14 protein-coding genes are annotated in these 13,532 nt (G+C 70.4%); 9 read left to right on the top strand and 5 right to left on the bottom strand.

What is annotated here, in order from left to right; translation table 11 throughout:
- Nucleotides 1-25 precede the first annotated feature (25 nt).
- Entirely contained in the window at nucleotides 26-343 is a 318-nt protein-coding gene (locus ACZ522_RS07470; RefSeq protein ID WP_464391800.1) for a hypothetical protein, read from the top strand.
- Between the two features lie 16 nt (nucleotides 344-359).
- Here the strand turns inward: ACZ522_RS07470 and deoC are convergent, their stop codons facing one another.
- Complete coding sequence (gene deoC, locus ACZ522_RS07465) at nucleotides 360-998, bottom strand: deoxyribose-phosphate aldolase (protein WP_379693355.1); 639 nt, start codon at nucleotides 996-998, stop codon at nucleotides 360-362.
- 57 nt (nucleotides 999-1,055) lie between these two features.
- Complete coding sequence (locus ACZ522_RS07460; RefSeq protein WP_379693358.1) at nucleotides 1,056-1,208, bottom strand: hypothetical protein; 153 nt, start codon at nucleotides 1,206-1,208, stop codon at nucleotides 1,056-1,058.
- 138 nt (nucleotides 1,209-1,346) lie between these two features.
- Between ACZ522_RS07460 and ACZ522_RS07455 the strand changes: the two genes are divergently transcribed.
- From ACZ522_RS07455 to ACZ522_RS07435, 5 genes are all read left to right on the top strand, one after another.
- Nucleotides 1,347-2,180: a DUF63 family protein gene (locus ACZ522_RS07455; RefSeq protein ID WP_379693361.1), complete on the top strand. Its 834-nt coding sequence runs from the start codon at nucleotides 1,347-1,349 to the stop codon at nucleotides 2,178-2,180.
- Nucleotides 2,181-2,293: 113 nt separating this feature from the next.
- Nucleotides 2,294-3,157: an ATP-dependent ribose-1-phosphate kinase gene (locus tag ACZ522_RS07450; protein ID WP_379693364.1), complete on the top strand. Its 864-nt coding sequence runs from the start codon at nucleotides 2,294-2,296 to the stop codon at nucleotides 3,155-3,157.
- Nucleotides 3,158-3,218: 61 nt separating this feature from the next.
- Nucleotides 3,219-3,731, top strand: coding sequence for a hypothetical protein (locus tag ACZ522_RS07445; protein WP_379693366.1), 513 nt, complete (start codon nucleotides 3,219-3,221; stop codon nucleotides 3,729-3,731).
- Nucleotides 3,732-4,337: 606 nt separating this feature from the next.
- Nucleotides 4,338-5,066, top strand: coding sequence for a nucleoside phosphorylase (locus tag ACZ522_RS07440; protein ID WP_379693369.1), 729 nt, complete (start codon nucleotides 4,338-4,340; stop codon nucleotides 5,064-5,066).
- A 1-nt stretch (nucleotide 5,067) separates the two neighbouring features.
- Nucleotides 5,068-6,528: a universal stress protein gene (locus ACZ522_RS07435; protein ID WP_379693372.1), complete on the top strand. Its 1,461-nt coding sequence runs from the start codon at nucleotides 5,068-5,070 to the stop codon at nucleotides 6,526-6,528.
- 25 nt (nucleotides 6,529-6,553) lie between these two features.
- On the opposite strand, the gene ACZ522_RS07430 is transcribed toward ACZ522_RS07435, so the two are convergent.
- Nucleotides 6,554-7,765 (bottom strand): NAD-binding protein, encoded by a 1,212-nt coding sequence (locus ACZ522_RS07430; protein ID WP_379693374.1) that lies wholly within the window; start codon nucleotides 7,763-7,765, stop codon nucleotides 6,554-6,556.
- 102 nt (nucleotides 7,766-7,867) lie between these two features.
- On the opposite strand from ACZ522_RS07430, the gene ACZ522_RS07425 reads away from it, so the two are divergent.
- From ACZ522_RS07425 to ACZ522_RS07415, 3 genes are all read left to right on the top strand, one after another.
- Nucleotides 7,868-9,217 carry a potassium channel family protein gene (locus ACZ522_RS07425; protein ID WP_379693377.1) on the top strand — a complete coding sequence of 450 codons (1,350 nt, stop codon included), beginning with the start codon at nucleotides 7,868-7,870 and terminating at the stop codon, nucleotides 9,215-9,217.
- Nucleotides 9,214-10,434, top strand: coding sequence for a DUF8167 domain-containing protein (locus ACZ522_RS07420; RefSeq protein WP_379693379.1), 1,221 nt, complete (start codon nucleotides 9,214-9,216; stop codon nucleotides 10,432-10,434). Before ACZ522_RS07425 ends, ACZ522_RS07420 begins: the two co-directional genes overlap by 4 nt.
- A 93-nt stretch (nucleotides 10,435-10,527) precedes the next feature.
- The gene (locus tag ACZ522_RS07415; protein WP_379694545.1) at nucleotides 10,528-10,791 is read left to right on the top strand and encodes a ubiquitin-like small modifier protein 1; all 264 of its coding nucleotides are present in this window, start codon (nucleotides 10,528-10,530) and stop codon (nucleotides 10,789-10,791) included.
- On the opposite strand, the gene ACZ522_RS07410 is transcribed toward ACZ522_RS07415, so the two are convergent.
- On the bottom strand, nucleotides 10,778-12,349 hold the full coding sequence (locus tag ACZ522_RS07410; RefSeq protein ID WP_379693381.1) for a succinic semialdehyde dehydrogenase: 1,572 nt from the start codon (nucleotides 12,347-12,349) through the stop codon (nucleotides 10,778-10,780). The two genes, ACZ522_RS07415 and ACZ522_RS07410, sit on opposite strands and share 14 nt — an antisense overlap.
- A gap of 117 nt (nucleotides 12,350-12,466) precedes the next feature.
- Entirely contained in the window at nucleotides 12,467-13,309 is an 843-nt protein-coding gene (locus tag ACZ522_RS07405; RefSeq protein WP_379693384.1) for a ubiquinol-cytochrome c reductase iron-sulfur subunit, read from the bottom strand.
- Between the last annotated feature and the right edge of the window lie 223 nt (nucleotides 13,310-13,532).

Raw genomic sequence — 13,532 nt, 5'->3', positions numbered from 1 at the left:
CTTCGGCCGTGGTGATACGAGTCAGATGCCCTCCACGGTTTCCAGACGAGACGTGCTCCGCGCGGGCGGAGCGCCGTCTCTGTGTGCGGTTTCCGGCTGTCTCTCGGCCGGCGGCGACGAAGCGGCGTCGGAGGCCGGCGACGACCCCTCGTGGCGGTCGTTCGGTCACGACGCCGCGAACGCCAACTACGCGCCCGACGGTACCGCGCCCACCGAGTTCGCGCGTTCGACGCCGCGTCGGGCGACGTCGCGTGGGAACGCGAACTCGACGGCGGCGTCTACGGGTCGCCGACGCTCGGGTTCGGCGGAAGGCGCAGAGTCGCGCATCTACGCGCTCGAATGAGTAACCGGACGGAGCGTCAGAAGTCGGGGTGTCCCGAGACGATTTCGACGCCCGACGACGCGCCGATTCGCTCCGCGCCCGCCTCGAACATCGCCGTCGCCTCCTCGTAGGATCCGACGCCGCCGCTCGCCTTCACGGGGAGGTACTCGGCCATCAGTTCCACGTCCTCCGCGGTGGCTCCGCCGTCGGCGAACCCCGTGGAGGTCTTCACGAAGTCGGCGTCGGCTTCGACGGCCGCCTCGCAGGCGCGGCGCTTCTCCCCGTCGGTCAGGAGGGCCGTCTCGATGATGACCTTCACCGGAATCGGCACGGCGGCGACGACTTCGGCGATGTCCTCTCTCACGGCGTCGTCCTCGCCGGCCTTCAGTCGGCCGACGTTGACGACCACGTCGAGTTCGTCGGCCCCCTTTCGCCACGCGTCCACCGCCTCTTCGCGCTTCGCGGCCGTCGAGTGCTGGCCGTGGGGGAAGCCGATAACGGTCGCAAGCGTCACGTCCGGCGCGTACGCGTCGGCCTCGGCGACGTAACACGGCGGGATGCAGGCGTTCATCCCGTACTCGTCGGCCTCGTCTAACACCCGTTTCACGTCGTCGGGCGTCGTCTCCGGGCCGAGGACGGTGTGGTCGATGCGGGCGGCGAACTCCGTTCGGTCCATGCGCGAGGCGACGACTCGGCGGGTCAAAAGCGCGCCGACTCGCCGGAGCGGGGCCGCTCACCGCCCGCCGAGGGTTTCTAGCACCCACCAGACGACGGCGACCCCGATCGCGAACGCGCCGAGGGGAACCACCGCGGACTGCACGAACTCGGCCGATAGCGCGCCGAGGGCGACGAGGACGACGAGCGTCGCCAGGCTTCCGAGGAGCATGAAGAGCACCGCCTACCCGGGACTGAACTCGGGGAGGCTGGATTCGACTTCGGTCGGGGAGTCGTCGCCGTCGGAGACCATACGACGCTTTCGGCGACCTTCCGTAAGGCTTTCACGCCGCCCCCGCGCCCTCCCGCCATGGCGATACTTCCGGAAGGGTTCTCGCTCCCGCCGCCGACGTACCTCGCTCTCCTCTTCGTGGCGGCGGCGGAGGTCGGACGCGAGGCGTACCGGCGACGCCCGGCGGTGACGCCCCGCCGCATCCTCGCGTTCGCGCCGTGGATGGTTCTGGGGTCGGCGCTGCACGTCCTCTACGTCCTCGATTCGCTCCCCGGCGTCGTCCGCCCCCTCGCGGGCACACCCGCCGTCTACGTCACGGTGGCAATCCTCGGCGTGGCGACGTGGGTGGCCGCGGACGCGCGCTTCGGCGGTGAGGACGAGGCGGACGGTGACGACTCCGCGGCCCGCGTCCTCGGCGGCGTCGGCGGGGGTCTCGCCCTCGCGGCGTCGGCGGCGGTCCTCCTCGCCGGCGCGTCGCGCGGGACGCTCTCGCCGTCCGTCCCCGTAATCGGACTGGCCGCCTCCGTCGTCGTCGCCGCCGCCGCGTGGGAGGTTCTCGTCCGCGCGTACCCGCCCGCGGCGGCGACGGGCGCGGTGGGCGGCCTCGCCGTCTTCGGTCACAGCCTCGACGCCGTCTCCACCGCCGTCGGGGTGGACCTCCTCGGCTTCGGCGAGCGAACGCCGCTCTCGCGGTTCATCATCGAGTTCGCCCACGGACTCCCGACGGACCCGTACCTCGGCGGGGGGTGGCTGTTCGTCCTCGTGAAACTCGCCGTCGTCTGCGGCGTCGTCTCCCTGTTCGCCGACTACGTGCGCGAGGACCCCACCGAGGGGTTCCTCCTCCTCGGGTTCGTCGCGGCCGTGGGCCTCGGCCCCGGCGCGCACAACCTGCTTCTCTTCACCGTCGCCTGAGGCCCGGCGGCCCCCGAGTCCCGACGCGGGCGCGGGTGCGCGAGGTGACGGTCGTTCCGCGTCGCTCCCACCGACGCGAGCGTTTTTACGCGCGGCGGGCGACCCATCGGCAGATGTCCCGCATCGTCTGCGCCGGTCACGTGAACTGGGACGTGCTGTTTCGCGTCGACGCCCTCCCCGAACCCGACGGCGAGGCGTCCGTCGAGTCCCGGGGCGCGTCGGGCGGCGGAAGCGCCTCCAACGTCGCCCGCGGACTCGCCGAACTCGACGAGGAGGCGTCGCTCCTCGGGAGCGTCGGCGACGACGACCACGGCCGGACGGCCCGCGAGGACCTCGCCGCCGCGGGCGTGAACTGCGAGAACGTCGTCACCGTCCCCGGCGGCGAGACGGCGACGAAGCACATCGTCGTCGAACCCAGCGGCGAGGTGATCGTTCTGGGCTGTGCCGGCGCGAACGAGGCGTTCGACGCCGACGACCTGCCGGCGGCCGAACTGGAACGCGCCGACCACCTCCACCTCACGAGTCAGCGACCCGAGACGGCGACGGAACTCGCGCGACGGGCGCGGGACGCCGGCGTCCCCGTCAGTTTCGACCCCGGACGGCGCATCGGCGAGCGAGCCTACTCGACGGCCATCTCGACCGTCGATTACCTGTTTCTCAACGACCGCGAGGCCGGGTTGGCGCTGGACGCCTTCGAGTTGGACGAGCAGACCCTCGTCATCAAACACGGCCCCGACGGCGCGGAGGTGCGACACGACGACGGCAGAACCGCACACCCGGGCTACCCCATCGACGCGGTGGACACCACCGGCGCGGGCGACGCCTTCGCCGCGGGGTTCCTCTCCGCGTTGACCGACGGCGCGGACTTCGAACGCGCCCTCGCGGTGGCGAACGCGTGCGGCGCGATAGTCTCCTGTTCCCCCGGTTCGCAGGGGAGCCTCTCCCGCGAGCGGGTTCGCTCGTTCCTCGGCGACTGAGGGCGAGAGCGGCCGGAACGGAACCGTGCCCTTATCTGCCGCCGTCGCCTCGTTCGGACGAATGCACCCCGTCGCCCTCGCCGTCGTCGGCCTGTTCGACCCCGGCGAGGCACCGCTCTTCGTCGCTCTGTGTGCGCTCGCGGGTCTCGTGGCGTCGTTCGCCATGGACGTTGCGATGGTCCGACAGGAGGAGGGGTTCACCCCCGCCTACGTCGCCGCCGCCGTCCTCCTGCGCATCTCGCCCGAGGACGTGGGATTCCTCGGCGCGAACGTCGTCCACCACGCGGTGGGGGTCCTCGCGGGGACGCTGTACGCGTTGCTCTATCTGGTGTTGGCGCTTCTCCTCCCCGTGGGACCGGTCGTGGGCCGCGTCGGCGTCGTCCCGCACGTCGTCGCCGTCGTCGGCGTCGTCCTGTTCATCTACTCGTTCTTCGCCCACCTCGTCCTCCCGCGCGCCGGGCGGTCGATCTACGAGGAGCGCTCGACGGCCGTCTGCGGCCAGTGGCTCCGGTCGTCGCTCGTCTTCGGCGCGGGGTTCGTCCTCGTCGCGCCGTTCCTGACGGCCGCGGTCTGAGCCGCGCGGTTCGAACCGAACGGTTCAGACTGTGAGGTTCGAACCGCCGAGCGTCGCGGACGAGGGGACGGAAAAGGGGGAATTTCGGGGGAGTCGCGGCGCGCGAGACGCGACCGATGCCGCGACACGGAGCGTCCATGTTCGAGAGGGGGAACGGGTGTGCCGTCGCGCCCATCCGCGGGACGCGGCCCGGACCACGGAGGCGGGAAGGGACGTGAGGGTGGGGGACGGGTCGAGGGTGACCCGTTGCCGACCGCAGTCCGAGTCGCACTCGCCGCACCGACGGAAACCGCCGCACCGTTCTGCGGAGCGGCGAGGGGGTGAAACGAGGGGGGCGTTCCACCGCCGACTCCATCGTCCGACGGCCGCGGATGGTGCCCGACGGCCACGTACACCTCTGGGGGGAACCCAGTTAGTTACCTACAAGATACGAACCGGTAATCGAACCCGACCACACGTTAGATTCGATTAAACTCACCCTAACGGACCACTATCGCCGTTCGAGCGTGACCCCGCGGCGGAGGAACGTCCCTCCGTCCCCCGAAACCGCGCCTCGCGGAGTCCCGGACCGCGGCGCTTTTGACCCAGACACGAGACGACGGCAGTATGGCAAAACAGCCCCATCTGCTCGTGTCGGAGGGAGACGTCAACGACATCGCACTCGTCCCGGGCGACCCGGGGCGCGTGGACCGAATCGCCGCCCAGTGCGAGGACGTCGAGGAAGTCTCGGCGAACCGCGAGTACAAGATAGTGAACGCGACGTACGAGGGCGTCCCGCTCACCATCTGTTCGACGGGTATCGGCTGTCCGTCCGCCGCCATCGCCATCGAGGAACTGTCGCGCGTCGGCGTCGACACCGTGATCCGCGTCGGCACCATCGGCGCGCTTCAGCGAGGCATCGAAATCGGCGACATGATAGTGGCCACCGGCGCAGCCAAGGAGGAGGGCACCTCGAAGCGCTACGAGTCCGCCGTCTACCCGGCCGTGCCGGACTACGAGGTGCTGACGGCCCTCGTCGATTCCGCCGAGGCCAACGACGAGGACGTCCACGTCGGCCCCATCGTCTCCGACGACGCGTTCTACAACGAGTCCGACGAGTTCGTCGAGGACTGGGAGGACGCGAACCTGCTGGCCATTGAGATGGAGGCGGCGACGGTGTTCGCCCTCGCGCGCCGCAAGGGGATGCGCGCCGGGGCCATCTGCACGGTGGACGGGAACCTCGTCGAGGGGACCCAGAAGGGCGCGGACTCCGACGAGGAACTCCCCGAGAAGGCGAAGAACAACGTCGAACGCGCCATCTCGCTCACGCTCGACGCGGTGACGACGCTCGCGTAGGATGAGTCGCCTCCGGCACCTCCTCTCGCGGCTCTCGGTCCTCGTCGGCCGACTGCGGCGGTTCGAGCGACGAGAGGCGTCGGAGTTCCGCCGGTGGGTGCAGAACACGAACAACCTGCTTCACCTCATCGTCGTCGTCCTCGTCCCCCTCCTCATCGCGTTCGTCACCTACCTCTCGAACGTCGTCCCCCAGTTCTACTTCCTCCTGTTTCCGCCCCTCGCGTCGGGGACGTACACCCTGTTCTCCGACCCCGAGGGCCGGTACGCGGACCCGAAGAAGTTCGTCGCCGGCCTCACGGCGGGGGCGCTCTGCGGTCTGGCGGCCTTCGAGGCGGGGCGACTGCTGTACGGGCCGACGAACGGCACGCTCGTCCACCCCGAGAGCGCCGCCCTCGCCGTCTTGCTCACCGGCGTCGTGACGTGGGTCGCCGACGTGGAGGTGCCGTCGGCGTTCTCGACGGCGCTTCTCACCCTCGTCTCGCGGGAGGTGGACCCCGCGTCGTACGTGGTGAGCATCTTCCTGTCGTCGTCCATCGTCGCCCTCGTCTTCCTCGTCTGGCGGTCGCGGTTCTACGAGAAGCGCGCGCGGTACCTCTACGAGACGGTCCACGGCGACGACCACGTGCTGGTGCCGATGCGGGGCGAGACGGCCAGAGCGGCGGCGATGTTCGGCGCGCGCCTCGCCGCCGCCCACGAGGCCGGAAAGGTCGTCCTCCTCGACATCGTACCGCCGGAACGGGTCGCGGAGGGGGACGACTCGGCGGAGACGGACGGCGGCGAGGGCGACGAGTTGGACGCCGCCGGACCGACGAAAGAGGAGGACCTCCGGTCGCGGGAGGCCGACGAGGCGATAGAGCGACTGGAGTCGTGCGCCTCCGAGATACGGACGCGCGTCGGCGTCCCCTGCGAAGTCGTGGTCGCGGCCGGGGAGGCGGTTCCGACGACGCTCGAAACCGCCGAGAACGCCAACTGCGACCTCGTGGTGACGCCGTACGAGGAGGACCGCGGGGTGCTCTCGAACTACGTCCGCGGCGTATTCGGCGGTCCGTTGGACGCCGTCGCGTTCCGCTCTACGACCGAGACGCGGCGGTGGCGGCGCATCCTCGTCCTCATCGCGCGGCCGGGCGACACGGCCCACGCGATGATAGACTTCGCGACGAGGCTCGCGCGCCGGGGCGGCATCGTCAGCGTCACGACGTGCATCTCCAACGAGATGGAGCGTCGCGCCGCGGAGAGTCGCCTCGCGAACGTCGTCGAGACGGTGGACGGACCCATAGAGACGCGGGTGTCGCGGTCGGACGTGTCGTCGTTCGTCCGCGCCAACGCCGCGGGCTACGACCTGTTGGTCATCGGGTCAAGCCACGAACGGTCGGCGGCGTCGCGGTTCGTCTCGCCGCCCACGTTCCGGCGCATCCACGAAGCCGACTGCGACGTGGCGGTGTTCAACCGCGGGAACCCGTAACCGAACACCCCTCCCGTCGGGCCGTTCACTCCGACGGCGCGTTCGACCCGCCGTCCGTGTCAGCCGAGGCGTCGCCCAACAGGCGGCGTTCGAGTTCCTCGACGTTCTCGCCGCCGAGTGCGGACTCCGCGAGGAAGTGCGCCCCGAGCGAGATGGGGCTGATGACGGTGTCCGCGCCGGCCCGCTTCAGTTTGTCCGCGTTCTCGCGTTGGGTCACCGCCGCGACGATGGTCACGTCGGGGTTGAGTTCCCGCGCCGTCAGGATGGCGAGGGCGTCCTCGGCGTCGTTGTTCGTCGCGGTGACGACGGCCGCCGCCGTCTCTATCCGCGCGGTCCGTTGGGTCTGCTCGTCGCTCGGGTCGCCCGTGTGGGCGGTGTACCCCCGTTCGGTGAGGCGGCGCGCGCGTTCCTCGTTCGGCGTCACGACGACGACGGTGCGCTGGCCGGAGAGCTCTTCGAGTATCGGTTCCGTCAGGTCCCCGTAGCCGAGGACGAGGACGTGGTTCTCCAGGAGTTCGAGTTGTTGTTGGGTCATGCGTCCGAGTGCCTTCGAGAGTCGCGTTTCGATGAGCGGAGAGAGGACGACGCCGGCCACCGCCGCGAACGACGAGACGGTGAGCACGAGCATCGACAGCGTGAACAGTTCGCCGACGGCGGTGCGCGGCGTGATATCGCCGTAGCCGACGGTGCTGCCCGTGACGAGCGAGAAGTAGAACGCGTCCAGCAGGGTGTTGACGCCGTCGAAGTGCTCTTCGCGGAGGGTGAACGTCCCGATGGTGCCGTACGCCTGCGACCCGGCGAGGGCGCTCAGCGCCGCGACTTGCGTCGTCGTCACGTCCAGATCGCGGTCGAACGACCTCCGGTTGAGGAGTACGAGGACGAACGTGACGACAGAGAGCGTCAACAGCGGAATCGAGCGGTTGGTGGACTGCAGCACCGACTGCGCCACCGTAATCGGGAGGAGCGCGAGGACGGCGTACAGCGCCGCCTGCAGTCCGCGGCGGAGGCCGAACGCGCTCAGGAGGAGCAGAAACCCGGAGATGGTCCCGGTGAACGCCGTTATCTGGCGGACGACGCCGGGGACGGTGATGCCGAAGACGACGACGCTGCCGCCGAATCCCGCGCCGATGTTGGCGAGGCCGGTGATGACGGCCAGAATCCCGACGAGCAGCGTCGAGACGAACGACGCGCGGGTGCCCACCCACCGCGCGTACTTGCCCGCCCATTCGGGAGCCATGTCCCTTCGTGACGGTCCCCCGCTATAAAGGCCGTCGAACCGCCGCGTCGGGCGCGCCGGGCATACGGAAACAGTAATCAGTCCGGGGAATTCGTACGTCGTATGGCGTCACTCCCCATCGAACTGCTCTACGGACTCTATCTCGGGGCGCTCACGGGGTTCGTTCCGGCCCTCATCGCGTGGGCGCTGGGGTTCGGTTTCAGGTACTTCACGGGCATCACCATCCCCGGTCTTGCGGTCGTGGGCCTCGGCGTCGCCATCGCCGGCCTCAACGGCGGCCTGTTGGCCCTCGCGGACCCCTCCCTCACCGCGTCCGAGAACCAGGCGCGACTCACCGTCGCCCTCCTCGTCGTGTTGATGGCGACGCTGTACGCGCACGCGCAGGGGGACAAGATGGGAGCGAACATTCCGCGCCGACTCTCCTTCGGCCGGTTCAGCGCGCGAACGCTCTCGGCCGACGTCGTGGAGTTGGTCGGGAACCACGGGCAGGTCCGCGTCACCGTCGTCGGCGAGGTGTCCGACGTGGAGGGGTACCCCCCGCTCTCTTCGGACCTCCGGGAGGATATTTCGACCGGCGAGTGGCCGTTCCCCGCCGACCTCCCCCTCGACGAACTGGAGACGCGGTTCGCGGACCGCCTCCGGACGGAGTTCGACCTCGCGGACGTGTCGGTGACGCTCGACGAACGGGCGCGGGCGACGGTCGCCGCCGCGCCGCCGATGAGCGGACTCTCGAAGCGACTCGCCACCGGGAAGCGGGCGGTGTCGGTGACCGCACTCGTCCCGACGGGGGTCGCCCGCGGCGACGAGGTGACGGTGGTCGCGGACGGCGACGAGTTCGACGCGACGGTGCTCGGCGTCGCGGACGACGAGGCGAGGGAATCCGACCCGAAACCGAGCGACGACGCGGCCGTCACCGACGGCGGTGAGCGACCCGGCGGGTCGCGAGTAGCGCGGGACCAAGGGTCCCGCGGACCGTGCGAACGGGCGCAAAGCGCCCGTGAGCAGACCTCGTCGGGACTGCGTTCCGACGGCGGAGCCGACGCCGACGCCGGCGTTCCCGCCCTGGAGACGGTTTCGACCGCCGCGGGCGGGGAGTGCCGCGCGACGCTGGCCGTCGACCGGCAGGCCGCGACCCGCCTCGTCTCCGCCGACGTGGACCGGTTCGTCGTTCGCTCCCGCGGCGTCCGCAGGGAGTTCGAACTCGTCAACCTGCTCCGCCGCGCGGGCAAGCGCTTCCGCCGACTCACCGTGCGCGAGGGCGGCGCGCTGGACGGTTCGACGCTCGGGGAGGCGACCGTCCGCGACCAGTTCTCCGTGGCGGTGCTGGCCGTCCGGAGCGACGGGAAGTGGTCGCTGGCCCCCCGCGGCGAGCAACGGGTCGAGGCGGGCGACGACCTGATCGCGGTCGGAAGCGCCACCGACCTCAACGCGTTCGCCGAGGTGGTCGCGTGAGCGCCCTCCCGCAACTCGGCCTCGAAGACTTCGGCATCGACGCGGAACTGGGGCTCCTCGTCGGCGAGATACTCGGCCTCGGTCTGCTCGCCATGGTCGTCTCCGCCGCGATAGCGGTGGTCTATCGCTGGTACACCAAAGAGCGCATCCCCGCGTGGATAACCGCGATGTTCGCGGGGTCCGCCGTCGCCGTCCCGCGGCAGGCGGTCGGCCTGTTCAGGGCCGCGACGGACCCGGCCGCCTCCGCGGCCGCGGTGTTCGAACCGACGACGATGGCGATGAACGTGGCCGCACTCGGGCTGGCCGTCCTCGTCGCGCCGACGGGACTCGCGATAGGCGACCGCATCGCCACCGACGTATTCGCCGTCGCCGGCGCGCGCGAAATCGACGCGGAGGTGAGCCGACTCGTCCGCACGGTCGGCCGCGTCCGCGGCATCCAACTCCCCGAGTCGGCCGCCGACATCGGCGATATCGACGGGTACGAACCCGTCACCGAGGACCGCAAGGAGGCGCTGACGGGCAAGACGCTGCTCTTCCCCCGCCGCCTCCGCGACGGCGAACTGATCGAACGGTTCACGGAGCGTCTGAAGACGGACTACGGCGTCGGGCACGTGGACGTGGAACTGGCGAAGGGCGGCACCGTCGCCTACCTCGCCGTCGGCCGCCGCGCCGCGGGCATCGGGCCGACGCTGGCACCGGGGACGGCGGCGGTTGCGGTCCGCGCGGACCCCGGTGCCGGGGCGAGTGCGGGCGACGCCGTCCAACTGTGGCGCGTCGGGGACGACGGGACGCCCGAACGGGCGGCGACGGCGGAACTCCGCGCCGCCGCGGGCGACGTGGCCACCGTCGTCTTAGACGAACGGGACGCCGCCGAGTTGGACCCCGAGGAGTCATACCGCATCCTCACGCTCCCGAACGAACCCGGCGCGGAACGCGAGTTCGGGTCGCTCCTCCGCGCCGCCGACGAGACGATGGAGTCCGTCGCCGTCGAGGCGGGGAGCGAACTCGACGGACTGACGCTCAGGGACACCGACGCCACCGTCGTCGCCGTCAAGCCCGCAGAGGGGACGGTCGAGGCGATTCCGTCGCGCTCCCGGTCGCTCGGCCCGGGGGACGTGCTCTACGTCGTCGCCAGACCGGAGGCGATTCGACGCGTCTCCCGCCGGGCCGCGGCAACGGCGGGGTCGGCGGCGGACGCCCCCGCGGCGGACGACTGACCGACTCCGCTCCCGCGCCGGCGGACCCCCGACCGTTCGGCCGCGGGCGCAACCCTCATTTTCCCGCCCGGGAGAGGTACTACCATGACTACGGTGCGCTGGAAGATGTTCGCGGACCTCGCGGAGGCGGCGGGCGACCGAACGACGGACGTTCGCGTCTCCTCGGACGCCACGGTGCGCGACGCGCTCGACGCACTCCTCGACGACCGGGACGGCCTCGGCGACCGAGTTCTCGACGAGGACGGGCAGCTGAAAGAGCACGTGAACCTCCTGCGGAACGGGAGCGCCGCGGAGTTCTCCGACCCCGTCGCCGACGGCGACGAGTTGGCGCTGTTCCCGCCGGTCAGCGGCGGGTGAGCGAGGTGAGCCACTTCAAGACGCGGGCGTTCGCCTCCATCAGCCCGGCCCAGAGGCGTCTCGGCACGCCCTCGGGGCGGACGATGGGCCCCCCGCGCTGGGTGGCGACGGTCTGGGCCTCGGTGAACCGAACCATCCCTTCCTCGCCGTGCCTGCGGCCGAGGCCGGAGTCGCCCGTCCCGCCCATCGGCGCGTCGAGCGACGCCCACGCCGCCGCGTAGGCGTCGTTGATGCTCACCGACCCCGCCTCGATTCGGGCGGCGGCCTGTTCGGCCCGCGCCGTGTCCGCCGACCAGACGCTCGCCGTCAGGCCGTACGGTCCCTCGTTCGCGCGTTCGACGGCGTCGGCGATGCCCGACGCCTCGTAGACGGCGGCGACGGGGCCGAACGTCTCCTCGCCGGAGAGCGTCATCTCCGGCGTCACGCCGGTCAGCACGGTCGGCTCGTAGGCGTACGGTCCCACGTCGGGGCGGCGGCGACCGCCCGTCAGGACCGTCGCGCCCTTCTCTCTGGCGTCCTCGACGTGCGACTGCACCTTCTCCAGTTGCGCCTCGGAGGCGAGAGAGCCAATATCCGCGTCGTAGTCGTAACTCGCGCCGAGCGACAACCGCCGCGCCTCGCGGACGAACGCGTCGAGGAACGCCTCGCGGACCGAGGAATCGACGTACACCCGTTCGGCGGAGATGCAGAGCTGCCCCGCGTTCGCGAAGCACCCGCGGGCGGCACCGCGGGCGGCGGCGTCCACGTCGGCGTCGGCGAGGACCAAGAGGGGGTTCTTCCCGCCGAGTTCGAGCGAACAGCCCGTGAGGTGCCGCCCGGCGTTCTCGGCGACGGTGCGACCCACCTCGGTGCTGCCGGTGAAGCAGACGTGGTCGGACTCAGCGACCACCGTCTCGCCGAGTTCGGGGCCGCGGCCCGTCACGACGGGGAGGAGGTCGGCGGGCAGTCCGGACTCGACGAGGAGTTCCGCGAGGCGGAGGGCGGTGAAGGGCGTCGCCTCGTCGGGTTTCAGCACTGCGGCGTTCCCCGCCAACAGGGCGGGGATCGCGTCGGAGACGGCGAGCGTGATGGGGTAGTTCCACGGCGATATCACGCCGACGACGCCGACGGGGTGGCGGTGTTCGACGGTCCGCGTGAGGAGGAGTACCGCGCCGCTCCGCCGCCGACTGGCGAGGTACTCGGCGGCGTGGTTCGCGTAGTACCGGGCCGTGTCGGCGACGTCCACGAGTTCCTCGTGGGCGTCGAGTCGGGACTTCCCCGTCTCGGCCTGCGCGAGGTCCAACACGTCGGCCTTCTCGTCGAGGAGGCGGTCGTGGAACCGGTCGAACACCGCGATTCGGTCGCCGAGGGGTCGGTCTGCCCACTCCGCTTTGGCCTCGCGGGCGCGGGCGAACGCCGACTCGACGTCGTCGGGCGCGCAGGCGGGAACGGACCCGAGCGTCCGCGCGTCGTACGGCGACTCGACCGCGAGCGTCGGTCGGTCGCCGGTCGTCTCGACGCGCGAAGCGAGTGCGTCGAGGCGCGAACGACGGGCCGACGGGGGAACGGACGGAGCCATGGGCCGACGTTCGCCGGCGCGTCATATAACGAACGTGGAACGAACGAAGCGAGAACGAGAGACCGCGGGCTGTCTACGTCGTGCGAAGCCCGGTCCGGTTCGGCGCGGGCGAGGCGCTTACTCCGGACGCGGACGGGCGACGAACAGCGTCTGAACGATGCTGTAGGGGTCGTAAACCGACTGGTGGCACTGACAGTACACGTCGTCCGCGGCGTCGAACTTGGCGGCGTCTTCGCTCTGCTTGTAGCCGGGGACGCAGCAGAAGTGCGTGCACTTGTTCAGCCACGCGATGAACCCCTCTTGGGTGGACGCTTCGAGCCACGGGTTGTTCTGCGCCATCTGCTTTATCTTCTCCGAGCGGATGACCTGAATCGGGATGGTGTCCTCGGCGTCCTGAGAGCGCCACGTTCCCGTCGCGGGTTTCCCGAGGCCGGACTGGCCGATGCCGTTGCCCCACGACTGGTAGTCCTCGAACATGCTGATGTTGAGGCGGTCGCCCTGCGAGAGGTCCGACATCCACTCGTAGCCGGGGTTCGAACCGACGACGAAGTAGTTGTCGCTGTCGTAGTCGGGGCTGAGGCCCGCGTAGGACTCGACGCCGCAGTACTGGAACCACTCCGAGGAGTAGGTGACGTCGGTCCCCTTGTAGTTCTCCGTCTCGGCGATTTGGACGGAGACGCCGCCCTCCTCGACGGTCTTGACCTCCGGCCAGACGCCCTTGATGTACCCCTCGTCGTCGATTTCGATGGGTATCTGCGGCATCCCGCGCGGGGCGGGACCCGCGATGTTCTCGATGGCCATCGCCTCCGTGGTCCCACCACCGGCACCGGTGGAGGACGTCGCGGTGTTGATGGCGGTAGCCCCTGTCGCGCCGACGCCCGCGAGGGCCGCCCCTCCGACGACCCCTTTCACGAACCGACGGCGTCCCGATTCCTCGGGATACTTGTCGCTCTCGCTCATATCGGACACTTCGTGCCGCCGGTAAAAAGGGTGACGAAACCCCCGTTCGAGGCGACAGCGACGTCGTTCGAGGGGCGTACCAGCGTCCGAAGACCCGGGCCTCTCGCTCGAACGACCGGTCGTCGGTTTCCGCCCCCGTCTTTCCCGAAAAACAGTTCAAAACGTCCCATCCTTCATTATTTTCCGGACGAGCGGGCAAATTTTCGACACGATTCGGGGGCTT

The sequence above is a fragment of the Halopelagius fulvigenes genome (assembly GCF_055398025.1).
The sequence above is the reverse complement of the archived record's forward strand: the minus strand, read 5'-3'. Positions and strand labels throughout refer to the sequence as shown.